The organism is Bacillus sp. AY18-3 (assembly GCF_008042305.1).
GTDB classification, from domain to species: domain Bacteria; phylum Bacillota; class Bacilli; order Bacillales; family Bacillaceae_G; genus Bacillus_A; species Bacillus_A wiedmannii.
Genome location: NZ_QKQR01000010.1, coordinates 1 through 20,118 on the forward strand (window position 1 = coordinate 1; position 20,118 = coordinate 20,118).

General features: G+C 35.3%; 17 protein-coding genes and 1 pseudogene. 13 read left to right on the plus strand and 5 right to left on the minus strand.

What is annotated here, in order from left to right; genetic code table 11:
• Positions 1–254: pseudogene (locus tag DM800_RS09960) on the minus strand (cell wall anchor protein); the annotation flags it as partial.
• 201 nt (positions 255–455) lie between these two features.
• Here DM800_RS09960 and DM800_RS09965 point away from each other — a divergent pair.
• From DM800_RS09965 to DM800_RS09995, 7 genes are all read left to right on the plus strand, one after another.
• Positions 456–1,325, plus strand: a complete 870-nt coding sequence (locus DM800_RS09965) for an ROK family protein (protein WP_088609560.1) — start codon at positions 456–458, stop codon at positions 1,323–1,325.
• Positions 1,326–1,462: 137 nt separating this feature from the next.
• Positions 1,463–2,056, plus strand: a complete 594-nt coding sequence (locus DM800_RS09970; protein WP_001121585.1) for a TerD family protein — start codon at positions 1,463–1,465, stop codon at positions 2,054–2,056.
• Between the two features lie 26 nt (positions 2,057–2,082).
• Positions 2,083–2,667, plus strand: coding sequence for a TerD family protein (locus DM800_RS09975; RefSeq protein WP_000146727.1), 585 nt, complete (start codon positions 2,083–2,085; stop codon positions 2,665–2,667).
• Positions 2,668–2,749: 82 nt separating this feature from the next.
• Entirely contained in the window at positions 2,750–3,328 is a 579-nt protein-coding gene (locus DM800_RS09980) for a TerD family protein (RefSeq protein ID WP_000236650.1), read from the plus strand.
• A gap of 73 nt (positions 3,329–3,401) precedes the next feature.
• Complete coding sequence (locus DM800_RS09985) at positions 3,402–4,193, plus strand: TerC family protein (RefSeq protein ID WP_000025692.1); 792 nt, start codon at positions 3,402–3,404, stop codon at positions 4,191–4,193.
• Positions 4,194–4,303: 110 nt separating this feature from the next.
• The gene (locus DM800_RS09990) at positions 4,304–5,935 is read left to right on the plus strand and encodes a YceG family protein (RefSeq protein WP_147786805.1); all 1,632 of its coding nucleotides are present in this window, start codon (positions 4,304–4,306) and stop codon (positions 5,933–5,935) included.
• 18 nt (positions 5,936–5,953) lie between these two features.
• Positions 5,954–7,036, plus strand: coding sequence for a toxic anion resistance protein (locus DM800_RS09995; RefSeq protein ID WP_001064402.1), 1,083 nt, complete (start codon positions 5,954–5,956; stop codon positions 7,034–7,036).
• 82 nt (positions 7,037–7,118) lie between these two features.
• On the opposite strand, the gene DM800_RS10000 is transcribed toward DM800_RS09995, so the two are convergent.
• Positions 7,119–9,785, minus strand: coding sequence for a cation-translocating P-type ATPase (locus DM800_RS10000; protein ID WP_147786806.1), 2,667 nt, complete (start codon positions 9,783–9,785; stop codon positions 7,119–7,121).
• A gap of 193 nt (positions 9,786–9,978) precedes the next feature.
• A complete protein-coding gene (locus DM800_RS10005; RefSeq protein WP_000366197.1) occupies positions 9,979–10,203 on the minus strand; it encodes a DUF1128 domain-containing protein in 225 nt (74 codons plus the stop codon).
• 173 nt (positions 10,204–10,376) lie between these two features.
• Between DM800_RS10005 and DM800_RS10010 the strand changes: the two genes are divergently transcribed.
• The 3 genes from DM800_RS10010 to DM800_RS10020 are packed head-to-tail and all read left to right on the plus strand — an operon-like array spanning position 10,377 to position 12,286.
• The gene (locus tag DM800_RS10010; RefSeq protein ID WP_000250910.1) at positions 10,377–10,841 is read left to right on the plus strand and encodes a low molecular weight protein-tyrosine-phosphatase; all 465 of its coding nucleotides are present in this window, start codon (positions 10,377–10,379) and stop codon (positions 10,839–10,841) included.
• A 53-nt stretch (positions 10,842–10,894) separates the two neighbouring features.
• Positions 10,895–11,410, plus strand: a complete 516-nt coding sequence (locus DM800_RS10015; RefSeq protein WP_147786807.1) for a DUF4075 domain-containing protein — start codon at positions 10,895–10,897, stop codon at positions 11,408–11,410.
• 6 nt (positions 11,411–11,416) lie between these two features.
• Positions 11,417–12,286, plus strand: coding sequence for a YihY/virulence factor BrkB family protein (locus tag DM800_RS10020; protein WP_001226530.1), 870 nt, complete (start codon positions 11,417–11,419; stop codon positions 12,284–12,286).
• Positions 12,287–12,472: 186 nt separating this feature from the next.
• Here DM800_RS10020 and DM800_RS10025 read toward each other — a convergent pair whose 3' ends face one another.
• Positions 12,473–14,398, minus strand: coding sequence for a heavy metal translocating P-type ATPase (locus tag DM800_RS10025; RefSeq protein WP_147786808.1), 1,926 nt, complete (start codon positions 14,396–14,398; stop codon positions 12,473–12,475).
• Positions 14,399–14,668: 270 nt separating this feature from the next.
• On the opposite strand from DM800_RS10025, the gene DM800_RS10030 reads away from it, so the two are divergent.
• The 3 genes from DM800_RS10030 (at position 14,669) to lepB (ending at position 17,177) form a co-directional block, all read left to right on the plus strand.
• Entirely contained in the window at positions 14,669–15,619 is a 951-nt protein-coding gene (locus tag DM800_RS10030; RefSeq protein ID WP_147786809.1) for a DMT family transporter, read from the plus strand.
• Positions 15,620–15,741: 122 nt separating this feature from the next.
• Entirely contained in the window at positions 15,742–16,422 is a 681-nt protein-coding gene (locus tag DM800_RS10035) for a lysoplasmalogenase (RefSeq protein WP_088061635.1), read from the plus strand.
• Between the two features lie 218 nt (positions 16,423–16,640).
• Entirely contained in the window at positions 16,641–17,177 is a 537-nt protein-coding gene (gene lepB / locus DM800_RS10040) for a signal peptidase I (RefSeq protein WP_087982334.1), read from the plus strand.
• Between the two features lie 42 nt (positions 17,178–17,219).
• Here lepB and DM800_RS10045 read toward each other — a convergent pair whose 3' ends face one another.
• Entirely contained in the window at positions 17,220–19,982 is a 2,763-nt protein-coding gene (locus tag DM800_RS10045) for a tetratricopeptide repeat protein (RefSeq protein ID WP_147786810.1), read from the minus strand.
• Between the last annotated feature and the right edge of the window lie 136 nt (positions 19,983–20,118).

Genomic DNA, 20,118 nt, shown 5'->3' on the forward strand with positions numbered 1-20,118 from the left:
CCGTTGCCACCCGAGCCATTGCCACCCGAACCGTTGCCACCCGAGTCATTGCCGCCAGAACCACTATCGTCCTGAGAACCATTGTTTCCTGGTGGTTTATTATTATCTTTTGAGTTGCCTTCTGCTAAATGATCGTTATTTTGTACAATCGCATTTGTTACTGGAGAGAAGTTGTCTGTTGCTGCATTACCGATATTTAAACCACTAAAAAAAGATAAAGAAAGAGTTGATGCTAAAATGAAGATTTTTGTCATTGATTTCCTCCTGAAAATTAATATTCCATCTAAAATACATCCCTTTGTAATATTTCATAGGAAAAAGAGTTTTATGCAAAAAAAACTATATATAGAAAAAGGTGGTGTATTTCTGAAGAGAGAAAAGAGTTAGTGTAAATTCTTTATAATAGTAGAGTGGTGGGAATTTTACACTCATTACAGTAGAGGAAGTGACAGCAGATGAAAGAATATATTGCATTTGATATTGGTGGTACGCAAATTAAATATGGGATTGTTTCAGAAACAGGGACGGTATTAAAGCATAAAACAGTTTCAACAGAAATTCATTTGGGCGGGGAACAAATCATTCAAAAACTTATTCTTCTATCCAAAAAATTAATGAATGAGCATACGATTTCGGGAATTGGTATTAGTACTGCGGGAATTGTTAATATTCATAAAGGGGTTGTAACGGGAGGGGTGGAGCATATTCCGAACTACGCGACTATTCCTATTATTGATAGATTGCAAAGGGTATTACAAGTTCCTGTGTCCATTGAAAATGATGTGAATTGTGCAGCTTTGGGAGAGAAATGGAAAGGTATTGGAAACCGAAAAAGAAACTTTATTATGCTTACTCTTGGAACTGGTATTGGAGGAGCAATTTTTATAGATGGAGATTTATATAGAGGGCATTCGTTTAGTGCTGGCGAATGGGGAAATATGTTGATAGAAGGAAGGCCGTTTGAAGAGGTCGCTTCCATTTCAGGGTTAATTTGTCTTGTGCGAAAATATAAAGGTGAAAGTGATTGGAATGGAAAAACGATTTTCGAACTGTATGATAAAGGAGATAGAGAAGTTACGCAAGCAGTTGAGGTTTTCTTTAAACATTTAGCGATTGGAATTAGTAACCTTGCTTATATTTTTAATCCAGAAATGATTGTTATAGGTGGAGGAATTACTGATAGGGGAAAGCAGTTCTTAAAAGAAGTAAAAGGAGAGGTAGAAAAATATTTAAATAAAGAGATTTATAATAATTGTGAGATTGAACTTGCACAAAACGGAAATTGCGCAGGAATGGTTGGTGCTATTTACCACTTCTTACATTAGCATAAATAAGTTATATGAATGTTTTCATATAACTGAGAATTTATCCTTTTTATCACTAGGTAAATAATGCTACAATATAAGGGGAGAATACAATATTTTCCGATTTGGAAAATGCTTTGTAGAAAGGAAGAAACTGCATGCCTATTATTTTAGAAAAAGGTCAAAAGATCGATTTAACGAAAGGACAACCAAAAGTAGCAAAACTACAGGTTGGCTTAGGCTGGGATCCAATTGGACAATCAGGTGGGTTTCTGTCTTCATTATTTGGAAGTAAACCAAATGTAGATTGTGATGCATCTGTTGTTATGTTAGAAGGGGATCGCTTTTTAAACAAAAACGATTTAGTTTACTTCGGAAACAAACTTTCTACTTGTGGTAGTATTATTCATTCAGGAGATAATTTAACAGGTGAAGGCGCTGGTGACGACGAAACAATTTTCGTAGAATTACATAAAGTTCCAAGCCGTATTAATCGTTTAGTATTCGTTGTAAATATTTATGACTGTGTAAATCGTCGTCAAGATTTCGGGATGATTCGTAATGCATATATTCGTATTCAAAACCCGCAAACTGGTGAAGAATTAGCACGCTATAATTTATCGGATAATTATGCTGGCAAAACGACTCTAATTGCAGGTGAAATGTATCGCCACGGAAGTGAATGGAAGTTTTCAGCTGTTGGAGAAGGCACACAAGATAAAAACTTAAGTGAGATTGTATCACGTTATTAATAAAATAAACCGAGGAGGAATTGAATATGGCATCAATTTCATTGAAAAAAGGACAAAAGGTAGACTTAACAAAAACAAATCCAGGTCTTTCAAAAGTTCTTGTAGGACTTGGTTGGGATACGAATCGTTATGACGGACAAAACGATTTCGATTTAGATGTTAGTATTTTCTTAGTAGGTGCTAACGGTAAAGTTTCAGGTGCAGAGGATTTCGTCTTCTATAATAATCCAAAAGGTGCGAATGGTGCTGTCGAGCATTTAGGAGATAACCGAACTGGTGAAGGTGAAGGCGATGACGAATCGATTAAAGTAGATTTAAAAAATGTACCTGCACATATCGAACGTATTTGTTTCTCAATCACAATTTACGATGGAGAAGGTCGTAGCCAAAACTTCGGACAAGTTTCTAACTCTTTCGTACGTATTTTAGATGAAGAAAAGAATGCAGAGTTAATTCGTTACGATTTAGGAGAAGATTTCTCTATTGAAACAGCTGTTGTAGTAGGGGAATTATACCGTCATGCAGGTGACTGGAAGTTCAATGCAATCGGAAGTGGGTTCCAGGGCGGATTAGCATCTCTATGTAATAATTTCGGTTTAGATGTAGAGTAATAGATTTTATATATCCATCGGTGAAACAGGTGTTTACTGATGGATATATTTTTAAAGATATAAAATATAGAGGTGAATATAAATGGTTATTCAATTGCAAAAAGGACAGAAGATTGATTTAGGTAAGACAAGCCCTGGCTTAACAAAAGCAGTAATTGGTCTTGGATGGGATATTAAATCTTATGACGGTGGATCAGATTTCGATTTAGATGCATCAGCATTCCTATTAGATGCGAACGGAAAATGTACGAAGGAAACCGATTTTATTTTCTATAATAATTTACAGTCTCCTTGTGGATCTGTTCTGCATACAGGGGATAACCGGACAGGTGAAGGTGAAGGCGATGATGAACAACTTGTTGTGGACTTAAAGAAAGTTCCGGCAGATGTGCACAAAATTGCTATTACAGTTACAATTTATGATGGAGAAGGCCGTAATCAAAACTTTGGACAAGTTGGAAACGCATTCGTTCGTTTAGCGAATGAAGAAACTAGTGAAGAAGTTCTTCGTTTTGATTTAGGGGAAGATTTCTCCATTGAAACAGCAGTTGTCTTTTGTGAATTATACCGTCATAATGGACAGTGGAAGTTTAATGCAGTAGGAAGCGGTTTCCAAGGTGGCTTAGGTGCGCTTGTAAGAGCGTATGGCTTGGATGCATAAGAAGGGAAACGATATTCGTTTCCTTTTTTTGACCTTTCTATAAATCTAGCAAAGAATAGGGGATAAAGGTAAGATGAGTATTTTGCAAGGGATCCTTGATACGTATGCTCAGTTTTTCGACTTGGACATGTGGATTAAAGTGTTGCAAGATCCAGTATCTTGGGGATTAATAGGTACACTTGTTGTACTTGAAGGTTTGTTATCTGCTGATAATGCACTTGTATTAGCAGTAATGGTAAAACACCTTCCGGAAGAAAAACGTAAAAAGGCATTATTCTATGGACTTATTGGAGCTTATGTATTCCGATTTATTGCGATTGGAATTGGAATGTTCTTAATTAAATTAGCTTGGGTAAAAGTGTTAGGTGCACTTTACTTAGCTTGGCTTTCAATTAAATACTTCATTGATAAAAGAAAAGGTAATGCAGAAGAAGAGGAAGCTCATGGTATGAACCAAAACAGTATTCTCTTCAGAATGTTTGGTGTCTTCTGGGGAACAGTTGCGATGGTTGAATTAATGGATATCGCGTTCTCTGTAGATAGCGTACTTGCTGCATTTGGTGTATCAAATGAAGTTTGGATTCTATTATTAGGTGGAATGCTCGGTATTTTAATGATGCGTGGTATCGCTGGTGTATTCTTAAAATTGTTAGAGCGTATTCCAGAACTTGAAACGACAGCATATATTTTAATCTTAATTATTGCAGCAAAAATGTTACTGTCTGTTATTCATATTGAAATAAGTCATATGCTATTCTTTATCATTTTAGTTGTAGCATTTGGAGCAACGTTTATACTTCACTACATGAAGAATTCTGGACAAGCTAAAGAAGAAGTTGCAGCTACTAAAAATAATCATAAATAATTGAAATGGGTTTGCTCGTTATGCGAGCGCCCATTTTTTATAACTAAAAATAGTTTATAATAGAAGAGAGACTTTATAAAAAAAGTAAATGTTTTTGGAGGTGAACTGCTGTGTTTTCACGTTTTACACTTCAACCATGTGCATTAAAAGACGAATCAGATTTAAAGCAATTTGAAGCGCTTTTAGAAAAACGCCCACAATATGAACTGACAGAGAATGAGATGAAGTTTAGTTATATAGCAACTCGTATTCTTGGTGTTCCTAATGATGTAGATGAATATTTCAATGAGCTATTTGATTATAGCGAAGTGAGAGGGATCGTGGTTTTGCATGAACAAAATTTAAATAAGGTGATTGATCCCGAAAAACTGCGCCATATTCAAGAGGTTTTTACATTACATCAAGAAGCACCGAATGGCCTTACAGTAAATAGGCTTGTCGCCCATCTGTCTGGAAAACAACTATTACCACAAGTAGACAATCCTGACTTACAGCATTATATACATACGACGTTTATTTCTGTATTGAAATTGTATGAAAAACAACATAACCAATCATTAAAAACAGAAGGGTTCCGTCGTTTCTTAATCGATATGATTAAGTTAAGTGACAATTACGTAGCGAAGTGGTTCTCTACGATTAATTATAAGAAACAAATGCCGCGCATTATTTGGTACGGTGATGCACAGGAAAGCCGTATATATTTCTTATACTTTCTTATTATGCTCGGTTGCGATGTACTTTATTATCACCCAGAAGGAAAAGATGGATTTGAGAATGTTGATGAGGAAGGAAGAAGTTTTGTTGTGTCTCATCCAGGTCGCATTTCTCTTGAGCCATTTCCAGATCGCCGCCGTGAGCGAGTTGCGACAGTAGCGTATCAGGCTTCAAAAGAAATTGAACAAGTACTTCACCACGATAACTCACTGCTGTACAAGCCATGGCAATTTCGTTCCTATACGCCTGTAGCTCGTACGCTCAAAACAACGTATGATGAACTCTTTTTAATTACGAAAGAAAAGGCATTTGTGCGTCCAACATTCTTTGTTGAAAATAAACACATTTATATCCCTTCTTTATTTGCGAAAATATCAGGTGTCTCAAAAAATGATAAAGAATATTTTCAGCGATTAAAGGCTATTACATCATTTGATAACAGTTTATTAATTAATACATTTCCGTTTACGAAAGAACAAAAAGCGAATTTCCAATATCATTACCGAGATGCGTTAGACCGCGGGGGGAAATTACACCCTGATTTAATTATGAACAGTCATTGGTGGCCACATAAACGTTTGCCAGAAGGATTGCAACATGGTATTGCAGAGGCGATCATCCATACGTGCGAAAGTGAAATGTGTAAACCCATTGCGAAAGAGACGAAACAAGATGTAGCACTGTATGTTTTCGCACAGCTTTCTCAAATACCGCCGAACATTTTAGAGCAACTTGAGAAATTTGATTACTCGCAAGAAGTACCGAAAATTGTTATATTTAATAATGAGAAGAGCGGAGAATTAAGCCGTTCAGATGCTGTTTTATTACTATTTTTAAATCAAATTGGAGTAGATGTATTCCATTTCAATCCAACGGGAAGAAACGATATCGAACCGTATATTGAAGCAGGAGCATTTGATTCCCATTGGCTTGAAGAAGTTAATTTCGATCTTGAGTTTCATGGTTCATCAGCCTATAAAAATTTATCACAAACAATAAAAGGACTATTTCGTCCATTTTTATAAGGAAAGGGAGAATACCATATGAATAACCCAGTCATACTAGATTCGAAAACAGAATTAAATGAGCAAACGGCACAAGATGTTCGTTTACAACTTAGACAAGATGCAGAAGTACAACGTATTTATAATGCAGTAGATATTAAAGATCAGTTAGAATTAATCGAGCTTGGAAAAGAACCATCTATGGAAATTTCACGTTTCGCTGATCAAATTTTACATACAATGTCTTTATCAAAAATAGAAGACTCTGGAGAATTATTAAAACAGCTTGGTAAAATTATGGACAGATTCGATAGCAAAGACTTTGCGGAAGAGAAAAGCGGTTTCTTCTCACGTATGTTCAAAAAAGCTGATAAAATGATTGAACAGATCTTTAGTAAGTACCAAACAATGGGTCGCGAAATGGATAAAGTATACGTAGAAATTACAAAGTATCAAGATGAAATGAAAAAATCAATCGGTACGTTAGATGGTTTATATGAGCAAAATTTGAAATATTATTTAGACTTAGAAAAGTATGTAGTAGCAGGGGAAATGTTATTAGAGCGTTTAAATACAGAGTTGGTTCCAATGTACGAAGAGCGTGTGCGTAACAATGACCAATTAGCAGGTATTGAATTAGAATCACTGAAAAACTCTGTTGAAATTTTAGAGCAGCGTATTGATGATTTAGAAAAAGCACGTATGGTTGCGCTACTTACAGCACCACAAATTCGTATGGTTCAACGTGGTAATAATAAATTAATTGGTAAAATCAATACAGCATTTATTACAACGATTCCTATCTTTAAAAATGGTATTATTCAAGCGGTAAATGCGAAACGTCAAAAGCTTGTTGCAGATTCTATGGCTGAACTTGATCGCCGCACAAATGAATTACTTAAGAAAAATGCACAAAATATCGCAACGCAAAGTGTGGAAGTAGCGAGATTATCAGGTTCTTCTAGTATTAAGATGGAAACACTTGAGGAAACTTGGAACATTATTTCAAGAGGTATGCAAGAAACGCAACAAATTGAAGAACAAAATAAACGTGAGCGTGAAGAAAGCCGCAAACGTATGGCTACATTAACTGAGAACATAAAAAAAGAATTACAAGGGTAAAGTGAAACTTTAATCAGCGGGGACATCTCCCACAAATAGTGAAATAAATGAAAAGGCAATGAGGAATAATCCTCATTGCCTTTTAGTTTCTCTTTACTAATTTAATGATCTCATTCACAACAAGTGGAATGATACTTAAGAAGAGAACAAATCCCCAATCTCGCATCGTTAATGCATGTACACCGAATATATTTGCAAGAGGTGGGATGGAGATAATACACACTTGCATAAGAACACCGATAAGAAGGGAGAAGACTAAATATTTATTTGTAAAGATCCCAATTGAAAAAATGGATTTCGTTCTTGAACGCAAGTTAAATGAATGAACGAGCTGAGAAAAACTAAGAACGACAAATGCCATTGTTTGAGCGTGTAATAGAGCATCTTCATCAATTTTCTCTGGGAAAAGAGGAAATAAATTTGTATCTCCGGTATAGAATTTTGCCCCGATGATAAAGGCTGTTAGCGTTAAAAGTCCAATGACAACTCCATTGAAAATAAGAAAAGGAACGCTACCACTAAATAAGCTTTCTTTCGCATGTCGTGGTTTTTCCTTCATCACATCTGGATCTTCAGGGTCAACCCCAAGTGATAATGCAGGCAGTGTATCTGTAATCAAATTGACCCACAAAATGTGAATAGGTCGTAGTGGTGTTGCCCAACCGAGTAAAATAGCTAAAAATAAAGCGATAATTTCTCCAAAGTTACAAGAGAGTAGGAAGAGAATTGATTTTTTTATGTTACGATAAATATTTCTACCTTCCTCAACAGCTTTCACTATAGATGAGAAATTATCATCTGTTAACACTACATCCGCTGCCCCTTTTGCAACGTCTGTTCCTGTAATGCCCATCGCTACGCCAACATCAGCCTGCTTTAAAGATGGAGCATCATTGACACCATCACCAGTCATAGAAACGATATTTCCTTTTGCACGTAATGCTTTTACAATCTTTACTTTATGCTCTGGAGAGACCCTAGCGAATACATTTAAGTGATCAATTTTGCTTGCTAGCTCTGTATCTGAAATGTTATCTAATTCAGTTCCAATCATAATTTCAGATATGTCTTCAGCAATACCAAGTTCTTTGGCAATTGCAAAGGCGGTATCTTTATGGTCACCAGTAATCATAACTGTGCGAATACCGGCTTTTTTACATTCTGTAATGGAATCTTTTACTTCAGTTCGCGGTGGATCAATCATACCGACAAGACCAATAAAGATGAGATTTTCTTCAAGATGATCTATAACCACATCGTTTGAATTGTATTGTTTAAATGCGAATGAAAGTACTCTTAAAGCCTCTTGAGACATTGCCCCGGCAGCTTCTAATATTTGATTTTTATCAGCATCTGTTAGAACCTCGATTTTACCGTTTTTAAATATGTGGGTACATCGAGGTAAGAGTTTATCAATAGCACCTTTTGTCATGCTATAGTAGCTTTCATCGTATGTATGAACGGTTGACATCATTTTACGATCTGAATCGAAAGGCAGCTCGTTAACGCGTTCATGTATCTTTTCTAAATGATCTTTTTGCATGTTAAAAGTGTTTCCGGCAACAAGAAGGGCGATTTCTGTAGGGTCCCCTGTTTGTGAATCGGAACCGTAAGACGCATCGTTGCATAGCACCATATTTTCTAACAATAGACGTTGTACATCATTATTTACATTTAAGTTTTCTAAGTGGTCGTATGTGTTATCGCTATAAAAGTGAGTAACGGTCATTTTATTTTGCGTTAACGTACCTGTTTTATCTGAACAAATAATTGTGACAGAACCGAGAGCTTCGACAGCTGGTAGTTTACGAATGATAACATTTTGTTTAATCATTCGTTGCACACCAATTGCAAGAACGATGGAAACGATAGCCGGCAAGCCTTCTGGAATAGCTGCAACGGCTAAACTAATAGCAGTCATAAACATTTCTAAAGTATCTCGTCCTTGTAAAAAACCGATGATAAACATAATGACGCAAATAGATACAGCGACAAAGCCTAAATACTTTCCGACTTGTGCTAAGCTCTTTTGAAGTGGTGTCATATCATCGTCGGCTTCATGTAAAAGGGTAGCAATCTTACCAATTTGTGAGTTCATTCCCGTTTCAACAGCGACACCGACTCCGCGCCCATATGTTACTAGTGTCGACATAAAGGCCATATTTTTTTGATCGCCCAGTGGTACTTGCTCATCGCTTTGCATAGAAGGGTGGTAAATTGCATCTTTATCAACAGGGACGGATTCACCAGTTAGAGCAGATTCTTCAACTTTCAAATTTGCGGTTTCGATAAGCCGTAAATCACATGGGATATAACGTCCTGCATCCAGCATGACAATATCACCTGGAACGACTTGTTCAGATGGAATTTCTTTTAGTTCACCATCTCGCTTGACGATAGCTTTAGGTGTCGCCATCTTTTTCAATGCCTCTAAAGCTTGTTCTGCTTTCGATTCTTGGATGACACCGATAACAGCGTTTAAAACTACAACGAGCGCGATAATACTTGCATCAGCCCATTCACCTACAAAGGCAGAAATAAGGGCAGCAATAATAAGGACATATACGAGGACGTCATTAATTTGGGCGAAAATACGCTGCCATAACGTGCGTTTTTGTTTTGTAGCTAATTCATTAGAACCGTATTGCTTTAAACGTTCATTTACGATTTCATCTGTTAAACCGTGTTGTTCGTTTGTTTCTAAGTCGATTAATGTTTGATCTTTCGTCTTACTGTACCAATTGCTCATAAGTAAGCACCTCCAGTAAAAACAGTTAGCAATGGTAGTGTTGCTATTATTTGTGAGTAGTATGTATGGAGAAAAAATCTAAGGTGAGGTTCTACTTCCATTGTACAGTATTTTACAGTTGGTTGAGGGAAAGAGAAGAGTTGTCATGAATTTGTTGGAAATAAAAAAAAGCCTCATATAAACGAGGCTTTTTTTACTTTTTAATTAATGTACCTAATTCTTCTGTAATAGCTTGCATTTCACTGATGCTGAATGTTTCACGTTTCATAACATGCTCATAAATGTCACGTAAGTCTTCGTACATTTCTTCATTAAAGCTAGCAGCTCTCATCGCTCCAGCATTAACCATACGTAATTTTTCTTTAATAGCTTCGACCATATATTCAACGTTTTCTTCTGACTTTACGGATAAATCCACCGAAGTGTCCCCCTTTAAAATAACATAAGGATATCTTAACATTTTTTATCATTTTCGTTAATGAATCTTTTCAATCCTATTAAATTAGTAGGGATTTCCTTTATAATTAATAATTGGTTGTTTATACTATAAGTATATATAAAGAAATGCACCAAGAAGGGAAGAACAAAAATATGGTTCAAGTATTGTTTGTTTGTCTTGGGAACATTTGCCGTTCACCGATGGCAGAAGCAATTTTTCGAGATCTTGTCGTAAAAGAGGGACTCGAGGAGAAAATTGTCATTGATTCTGCAGGAACTGGAGATTGGCATGTTGGCCATCCGCCACATAAAGGAACACAAAAAATTTTAAAAGAAAATGCAGTCACTTTTGAAGGAATTAAAGCAAGGCAAGTAGAAAAAGAAGACTTAACAAAGTTCGATTATATTATTGCCATGGACAACAAGAATATAGCAGATTTAAAAAGTTTAGGTAAAACTGGAGGCTATATTGGTAGACTGTCCGATTTTGTTCCAGACGGTGGCTGGACAGACGTTCCTGACCCTTACTATACAGGGAATTTCCAAGAAGTATATGACCTTGTAACAGAAGGGTGTGCAAAGCTATTAGCTTTCATTCGAAATGAACAAGGAATATGAGGAAGCTTAGAAAGAAATACTTTCTAACATAAGAAATGAAAGGGTGAAGGAATATGGCAAAGAAAAATAATATTGCTCGAAACATTGCGATTGGTGTAGCTGCAGGTGTGGCTGTATCTATGTTGAAGAAGGAAAACCGTGAAAAAGTAAAAAATACTGCGGAAAAAGCAAAAACAAAGATGATTGAAATCGGTGAAAATGCGAAGATAAAAGAAAAAATGCAAACTGTTACAGATAAAGGACGCGAACTCGCTGACTTCAATGTAGTAAAAGCGAAAGTAGCAGAAATTAAAAAATTGACGCCGTCTGTTGTAGAGACGTTAAAAGAAACGAAAGAAATTTTTAGTAAGAAAAAGGTTGAGCCAGCAGAGAAGCCAGAAACGATTGAAATTCAAGCTGTATCTTCAAAGGTAGATGAGTTGAAAGCAGAAGAAGAGCCAATAGTTGCTGAAGAGGGCGGTATGAAAGAAGCGCGTGAACTATTTATGAAAGACTCAAATGTAGAGGAAAAAAAAACTGAAGCGTACATTGAGTTGAAGCAAGATAAAGAAGAGAAGAAAAGCGTTTAAACATATATGAGAAAAATTTTAGAAAAGGTGAGAAGAAATCGTACTTATTCGTTTGGTAAAGATTTGTATGACCGGACGATGCGCGATGATGTAGCGGGCTTGGCAGCACAGCTCGCTTATTTCTTCTTGCTTGCGATTTTTCCTGGGCTTGTTTTCTTAATTACGCTTCTTGGATTCATTGACCTTCAAACAGAAAGTGTGCTCAACTTATTAGAACCGTACGTACCCGAAGATGCAATGTCTTTAATTGAAGTAAACGTTGATAAAGTTGTAAATGAGCAAAATGGTGGTTTATTATCATTTGGTTTATTATCAATGCTATGGTTTGCTTCAAACGGGGTAAATGCGGTTATGAATGCTTTTAATCGTGCGTATGATGTAACAGAAACACGTTCCTTTATTAAAACGAGAGCTTTATCCATTGTGTTTACATTAGCGATTATTTTTATGATTGTGTTTGCGCTAATTGTTCCAGTGTTTGGACAAGTCATTGGAGCAGCGGTATTTAAAGCAATTGGGTTATCGGATAGTTTTTCTTACGTGTGGAGTATTACGCGATTAGTAGCGAGTTTTTTCGTGCTATTTGCATTGTTTAGTTTTTTATATACATTTGCACCAGATCGAAAGTTAAAAAGAAGAGAAGTCATTTCAGGAGCAACATTTGCTACTGTAGGATGGATTGTGGTATCGTACTCATTTGCTTATTATGTAGATAAGTTTGCGAATTACGCCAATACATATGGTGGTCTCGGTGGTATTATTATTTTAATGTTATGGTTTTATTTGACTGGATGGGTCATTTTACTTGGCGGTGAAATTAATGGTTTACTCCATCATTATAGGACGGGTGACAATAATTCCCGTAATGAAAAGTGAGCTCTTGTTCCATAATAATAGGGAACAGGGGGGATATTTCATGAGTAATAATAAAAAGAATCACAACAATAAAAATAACAATAAACAAAAGAGTAGTTCGCATCCAAAGCATAAAACGAGTGGGAGTGCGAACGGGCATAATAGCTACCATTAAAAGAAACGGGTCCTCTATGAGGGACCCGTTTCTTATTTGTTTCCTTTTAATAATCGTAAGCCATTCAAAATGACAAGAATTGTACTTCCTTCATGCCCAATAACACCGAATGGAAGAGCTAAAAATTGCAAGAAGTTTGAACAAATCAGCATTGCAATTACAGCTAGTGAAAAGATTACGTTTTGCTTTACAATACGATTCATTCGTTTTGATAAGCGGATCGCTTGAGAAAGTCGAGATAATTCGTTTTTCATAAGTACAACGTCTGCAGTTTCTAAAGCTACGTCTGTTCCTTCTCCCATTGCTACACCAATGCTAGCAGTAGCGAGTGCAGGGGCATCATTTATACCATCTCCGACCATTGCTACTGTCCCGTATTTTTCCTTTAGCTTTTTAATCGTTTCAACTTTTGTTTCTGGTAAGCATGATGCGTAATATTCTTTTATATTACTTTCAGAGGCAATAGCTTTTGCCGTTTCTTCATTATCTCCAGTAATCATAATTGCCTCGACACCGATGCTTTGTAATTCGCGAATAGCAGCTATAGTTTCTTGGCGAAGTGTATCTTTTAAAGCGATAAGTCCAAGAATGCCTTCTTCATCACTAATATAAACGACAGTTTTACCTTCTTTTTCAAGTGAGGCAGAAATACCATTATGAAATGTCTTTGTTTCTTCACCGATAAAGTCAGCTTTACCTATTTTATAAGCTTTGTTTTCAAATATTCCTTTGAGTCCAAAACCAGTTACATCTTCAACATTTTCTGGTTTTTTTAATGCAATGTCATACGCATGTTGTGCATATTTAACAATAGATTCAGCTAAAGGGTGTGTAGAGTGACTTTCAATTGATGCTGTAATAGAAAGTACTTCTTTTTCTGTCATACTTTCTCGAACATATACATCTGTTACGGTAGGTTTTCCTTGTGTTAATGTTCCTGTTTTATCAAAGGCGATCGCTTTTACTGAAGCGAGGCGTTCTAAATGTATGCCACCTTTAAAGAGAATTCCATTTCTTGCTCCGTTAGAAATTGCAGATAATGTTGCTGGTGTAATGGCAGCAACGAGTGCACAAGGAGATGCGACTACAAGTAAGATCATAGCGCGATAAAACGTTTCATTCCAGCTCCAGTCAAGTAAGAAATGAGGGACGAACATCATAAGCGCAACAACGAGTAGTACACCTTTTACGTATGTTCCTTCAAACTTTTCGATAAATAGTTGTGATGGTGATTTTTCACTTTGTGCACTTTGGACGAGACGGATAATCTTTTGGAATAATGTTTGATCGCTCGGCTTCGTAATTTTAACTTCGATAGCACCGCGTAAATTTACAGTACCGGCAAATACTTCATCGCCATATTTTTTTTCATTTGGAATAGGTTCTCCAGTAATTGCTGCTTCATCGATATTTGTTTCACCGTTATGAATCGTACCGTCAGCAGGAACGCGCTCACCTGGCTTAATTAAAATAATGTCGTTAATTTGTAATCGTCCAACAGGAACACGTTCTTCGGTTCCATTTGAAATACGTAATGCTTCTTCAGGTTGTAAATCAAGAAGCGCTGAAATTTCTTTTTGACTTTTACTTAATGTATAAGACTCCATCGCACCGCTCAGTGCAAAGATAAAGATTAAAATCGCGCCTTCTGCCCAGTAGCCAATGATTGCAGCACCGATAGCAGCAAAGAGCATGAGCATTTCGACATTTAGCTCTTTCTCTTCAATTGTATCTTCAATACCTTCTTTCGCTTTTGCATATCCACCAACTATATAAGCAAGGATATAGCAAGTAATGCCTACATTCACTGCATCGTTCTTTGTGAATAACCAACCAGCTAAAATGAAAATACCAGATGCGATTGCAAATATAAGTTCATAATGTTTCTTTAATGTATCCCATAAAGAGGGATGAGAAATAGACTTTTGTACTTGTAATGTTTTTACTTCTGAGTTCATTCTACTCGCTCCTTCCAAATTCTTATTGAGAAAAAGAATCAAAATCGAAACCCCTATAAAACGACGAAAGCTGCCATCCATAATGGATAGCAGCATTTCTGTTGAATCTGATTTTAATAGTTATTATGTTGTAATTATTCTATAGTATATCATATCTTTTTATAAGATGGCACAGTTTTGTTTCAAGTATAAACGGAAAACTTGTGTTTTCGCAATACCTTTGGTATATATGAATATTGTTCATAAAAAGATCGGAAAGGAAGACAACAAGTGAAGACAGAGAAATTTTTTACCCATCCGATTGGCGTATTTATTGCTGCAATAGTAGCGACCTTTTTATGGGGGAGCGCATTCCCATTTATTAAATTAAGTTATGCTGAACTTGGAATTCAGCCACAAGAAGTTGGGGAGCAAATATTATTTGCTGGTTATCGTTTCTTTTTATCTGGAGTCATGCTCTTATTATTCTTTAAAGTATTAGGAAAAGATATGAGCTTCAAAAAAGGAACGGGGAAACAGTTAGTACAAATTGGTTTATTTCAAACATTTCTTCAATATATATGTTTTTATATTGGAATGAGTTATAGTTCTGGCATTGAAGGAGCTATCATTTCAGGAACATCATCATTCTTTCAAATTTTACTCGCTCATTTTTTATATAAAGATGACGCTCTCAATATGAGAAAAATAATTGGGGTCTCTATCGGCTTTTGTGGTGTCATTTTAGTAAATGTACCGAGTGATGGTAGTTTGTCATTCCATTTCGGAATCGGTAGCTTATTACTTCTTAGTGCAGCAATGTTGTATTCATATGGAAACATATTGGCGAAAGAAGGTAGCAAAACATTAGATGTTGGCTATATGACAGCATACCAAATGATTTTTGGTTCTATCGGGCTATTATGTATAGGGGCTTTGCAAGTTGGAGCCATGCCATTTACATTTAGTGTACATGCAATACTTATGCTTCTCTACTTATCTTTCTTATCCGCAGCAGGCTTTTGCATTTGGAATATAATTATGAAGTATAACAAGGTTGGAAAAGTATCAATGTACATGTTCTTTATACCCGTATTTGGTGTGTTATTATCGAGCATGATTTTAGGAGAAGCAATTCATTCATTTGTATTATTCGGTTTAGCATGTGTAGCCGCGGGAATTATCGTGGTGAATCGAACGACAGCTAAGCAGAAAAGGGCGAACGAAAAACAAGTAGCATAGATAACAGGAAAACGATTACAATGGAAGAACAGTACTGTTCTTCTTTTTTTATATAGAAAAAGGATAATAGACTAGGTGTAACGAAAAAAGATACAAAAAGCATTTATTGAGGAGAACATGTTATGAATCTATTTTACATGGTGTTAATTGGACAAATCATTCTTTTTTTAATTGGTGCAATGTACGCAATAGGACAGACAAAAAAAACAAGAAATAATATGCCGTTACCTTTAGCGGTGCGTCTTATTCTTAGTTTTTCTTTAACAGCAAGTGCAATTTGGATATGGTTACAAGATCCATCAGTAGAGTATAGTACGTGGGTTGCACTAGGTATGACGTTATCAACTGTAGGAGATTTATTTATGGCAGGTTTGATTCCAATTGGTCATCGATTAATTGGAGGTATGATTACTTTTGCCCTTGCGCATTGTTTTTATGTAAAAGCATTTTTGCAAACAGGCATCTCATGGAATGGTTTTTGGATTGGTTTACTCGTATACGGACTCTTTCTAATTATAGGATGGTTCTTTTTTATACGAAATGATAAACAAGATAAATTGTTTACGATAGGAGCTCTAATTTACGGATTGTGGGTTGGAGGAATGGCTTGCTTTGCATTCGCCCTATACTATGAGAATATAGGAATATGGTGGATACCGGCTTTTGGTGGTTTACTATTTGTGATTTCTGATTTTATTATAGGCGTGACAGATATTGGAGGACGCAAATTAAAGTATGAACCACTTTGGATTTGGTTTACATATGTAGCGGCTCAAATGTGTATTGTATATGTGGGAATATAAAAAGATACTCTCAAAATAGTGGATAGACTATTTTGAGGGTATCTTTTTTACGGTTCGCAAATAGTGAGATAAATATAGATTATGGTATATAAAAATAATAAATTTATGAGGATGTTATTTTTAAGTTTGTAATATTACAATTTTATAATTAAGAATTTTGTGGAAATTTTACAGTTGAATTCCTTATAATAAAAGTAAAAAGATGATGAGATGGTGGAATGATGCAAAAGAAAAAACGTTTGCGTGAATTCTTTGGAACAATTGCAATTGCATGTTTGTTAGTGTTTTTAGCGAAAATTTTTGTGTTTTTTCCTACGACTGTAAAAGGAGCGTCCATGAAGCCGACGTTACAAGATGGGGATAAGCTGATTGTTAATAAGTTAGCAAAGCAGTTTGAAAGTTATGGGAGAGAAGATATTATTGTTGTGAAGACGGATAATTTTTATGTGAAAAGGGTTATTGGTTTGCCTGGCGATGTAATCGAGGTGAGAAATGATCAATTATATGTGAATCATGAAGTGACACAGGAAGCGTATTTGTATAGTAATAAAAAACAAGCTGAAAAAAAACTTATGAATTTAACAGAGGACTTTGGACCGATTACAATTCCTAAAAATAAGATTTTTGTTATGGGAGATAATCGCTTAATAAGCAGAGATAGTAGAAATGGTTTAGGACTTATTGATAGAGAAGATGTATTAGGAGAATTAGCGGCAATTTATTATCCATTTGAACATATGAAAATAATGAATTAAAGTAAAAAACCAAGCAAACTGAAATTTGCTTGGTTTTTTATGTTAAATCGTAGGAGACTCATTAAATTCATAGACGTCTTCATTGTTTTTGTTTGTACTTAAAACGAATTTGTGTTGCAATAGTTGCAGTTTAAAGAATGCTAACGGATCGTGATAAGTTTCTGGGTTGCTTCTTAATGTTGCTAATGTTTGCTCGTCTTCCTGTATTTCAAGTTGAGCTGCTTCTACATTTTGTTTCAATATGCTAAGTGGATCTTTAAAGAACATCATGATATCTCGTTCTAATGCGCCTTCAAATACTTCAAATTGAAGGAAGAATTGTTTTGAGATTGTTTGAGCAATTTCCGTATAGTCTTCCGTTTCAATGTATTGTTTATATTTGTTTGCGAGCATAGACTGATTTTTTTGCATGTTACCAAATAGTTTTCCCGCACTTTTTAAGAAAAATTGTATCGGTGTAAAGCGTAATAAAATATTGATGTTCGTTACTGTAATTCTATTTGTCATGCGTACAACATCTCGATGCCAGTCATCTAGTAATTTGAAATCACAAGGAAGTTTCATGCGTTCTTCTTTATATAATTTATTAAACGTTTCACTCATTTCATCTAAATAAGATTGAGCTTGAATAAATTCATTATGAGCTGTTTCAATCCATTCCTGAATAGAACCAGTAAATTTAGGAAGAAGCACTTGTTGTACATGTTTTTGAACTCGTTCGTTCATCGCAGTATTTAATTCTTCATGAACTAATTTGAAGTCGCTATCTTCTTGAACGAGGTCAGAACAACTCTGTAATAATTCAGGAATTTGAGAATGGATATCTCGTGTGATTTCTTCTTTTGTTAAAAGATAAGATTCTGTAATAGAACGAATTTTATCTTTTTCAAGAGCAGTAAGGTTGTTAATAAATCCATTTAATTTAACTGAGATATGTTTATTCCAGCGTACGGATTTCACTAATGTATTTTCTAACTCCACACGTTCATTTACAAGGTATGCGATTGTCTTTTGAGTAAACCATATTAGTTTTTCTATACGTTCTTGTTCCATGTTACGTTCTGCTAGATTAGAAAGAATAGACTCTGTCACGTCTCCAAGTTGCTGGCTACTCTCTTGTGAAGGAGAGTATGGGAAGAACTGTGCATTTGGGAAATGGACTTTAATTTTACTCATTAGTTTTTCGTTATTGGTCGTATTATTTGTGTGTAATACGAAATGAATTTGTAAATTTGGCACTTGTTCACGTAAATAAAGTAATGTATCAAGTTCTTCACCATGTAATGGTGAAGAAGAATTTAATACGTAAATAAGGCTATCTGCTGCTTGTAAGTATTCAAAATATGAGCTGTTTTTATCCACTTGCCCTTGAACAGGTGGCGTAACAAGAAATGCAAATTTATTTTTTCTTAAAAATCTACTTGGTAACTTAATTTCTATACATTTTTTCTCAAGTTCTGATTCGGAAGGTGTAGCCATTCTTTGATGGAATTCATCAAAGCTAGGTATATTGTGTACATCTAACGCAGTGAATTCTGTTATTTCAGTTTGGCTATCATCTTTAAATAGAATAGGAGTTGTTACAGTCTCAGTTAAGATGTTCTCTCCTAGTATAGAATTGATGAATGATGATTTATCCTGGTCACTAGTTCCCGCTATTAGTAATTGTGTAACATTTAAATCACACAGTTCGTGAACGAGTAACGTAAATTGATGACTTAAATCCACATCGTTTTTTTCAGCCCATACAGCAATTGTTTCGAATAAATGAGAAACTGTTTCCATATTTACATTTGTTTCAGCTGTTGAATTAGAAAGTAGGGCTCCCGCACTTTTTACGAGTAATGACTCTAAAGTTGTAGGTGAAACTTCATTCCATGCTAACACTGCAGCAGAGACAAATAGGGCATCTTTTGCTTTCGTTAAACTAAACCAATTGGTTAATAAATCTGGTACAAGTCCCTGCATTTCATGCATGAAATGCTCACCAGTAATTAACTCAAAGTACGTATCTTGATAGCGTTCAACAATTTCATGCCAATCGTCATTGTTGTCTGTTTCAATATGTAAGAATAAATGATTTATTGTTTGAATCCAAGGTAGATGCAAGTTTTCATTTTGATAGCTGTTCCAAAGCGCAATAACAAGTTCTTTAAATTGGACTTGATCAATTGCATATAATGCTTTTAAAGATTCATAGAAATATTCTGGTTTGATTTGTTTCGTGAATCCTTGATTCACATAATTGATTAAAGTATCGAACCAGTGTAACGATTTTGTTCGAATTCCTTCTTGAACGGCAAGTTCAATAGCATTATTCCAATCTTCTTGTTTTTCATAGAATGAGCGAGCAATTGCAGTAATATTAGGATAGTCAGGTTGAAATGCAACGGCCTCACTAATCGTCTTAAATGCTAGACCTAAACGATCTTGTTCGATGTACAGAGAAAGAAGTTGTAAGGAAACTTCCATTGTAAGAGTTGTATCTTCCGTTTGAATAGATTGATAAATCTCTTCTGCTTTTGGCAAGAATCCTAGTTCAAAATAAGAATCTGCAATATTTTTGGTTGCCCAAAGTGCAAGTTCGTTATTTACTTTCTCCCATTTAAATATCGCTGCTTCAAAGTCTTTATTTTGGTAATAAAATTCACCTTGAGCAAAGCGGATATTAGAAATGTTGGAGAATTCATTTGTAGATTCATTTATATATGCTTCACCGAGTACTTCTGATACTGGAGTAGAAGTTTCTTCTGTTAAAAATGTTTTATAGTAAACCTTTTGGATAAATTGATTTTCAATGGTCATGTTCGTTCCCCCTGTATAATTTAGAAAAATGATGTTGTATGTAAAGGGTGTATGTTCTTTTAATAGGTAGAAGTTGCATTATATCGACCAAACTATGTTTTTGCTAGATATATCATTTTTCCTGAGAGTTAAACCG

Coding starts and splice junctions, on each gene's coding strand:
- DM800_RS10025 (WP_147786808.1), bottom strand. CDS start 14,398: ATGAACTCAGAAGTAAAAACATTACAAGTACAAAAGTCTATTTCTCAT.
- DM800_RS09985 (WP_000025692.1), top strand. CDS start 3,402: ATGAGTATTTTGCAAGGGATCCTTGATACGTATGCTCAGTTTTTCGAC.
- DM800_RS09965 (WP_088609560.1), top strand. CDS start 456: ATGAAAGAATATATTGCATTTGATATTGGTGGTACGCAAATTAAATAT.
- DM800_RS09975 (WP_000146727.1), top strand. CDS start 2,083: ATGGCATCAATTTCATTGAAAAAAGGACAAAAGGTAGACTTAACAAAA.
- DM800_RS09970 (WP_001121585.1), top strand. CDS start 1,463: ATGCCTATTATTTTAGAAAAAGGTCAAAAGATCGATTTAACGAAAGGA.
- DM800_RS09980 (WP_000236650.1), top strand. CDS start 2,750: ATGGTTATTCAATTGCAAAAAGGACAGAAGATTGATTTAGGTAAGACA.
- DM800_RS10015 (WP_147786807.1), top strand. CDS start 10,895: ATGGCAAAGAAAAATAATATTGCTCGAAACATTGCGATTGGTGTAGCT.
- DM800_RS10035 (WP_088061635.1), top strand. CDS start 15,742: ATGAATCTATTTTACATGGTGTTAATTGGACAAATCATTCTTTTTTTA.
- DM800_RS10000 (WP_147786806.1), bottom strand. CDS start 9,785: ATGAGCAATTGGTACAGTAAGACGAAAGATCAAACATTAATCGACTTA.
- DM800_RS10020 (WP_001226530.1), top strand. CDS start 11,417: ATGAGAAAAATTTTAGAAAAGGTGAGAAGAAATCGTACTTATTCGTTT.
- DM800_RS10010 (WP_000250910.1), top strand. CDS start 10,377: ATGGTTCAAGTATTGTTTGTTTGTCTTGGGAACATTTGCCGTTCACCG.
- DM800_RS09995 (WP_001064402.1), top strand. CDS start 5,954: ATGAATAACCCAGTCATACTAGATTCGAAAACAGAATTAAATGAGCAA.
- DM800_RS10045 (WP_147786810.1), bottom strand. CDS start 19,982: ATGACCATTGAAAATCAATTTATCCAAAAGGTTTACTATAAAACATTT.
- lepB (WP_087982334.1), top strand. CDS start 16,641: ATGATGCAAAAGAAAAAACGTTTGCGTGAATTCTTTGGAACAATTGCA.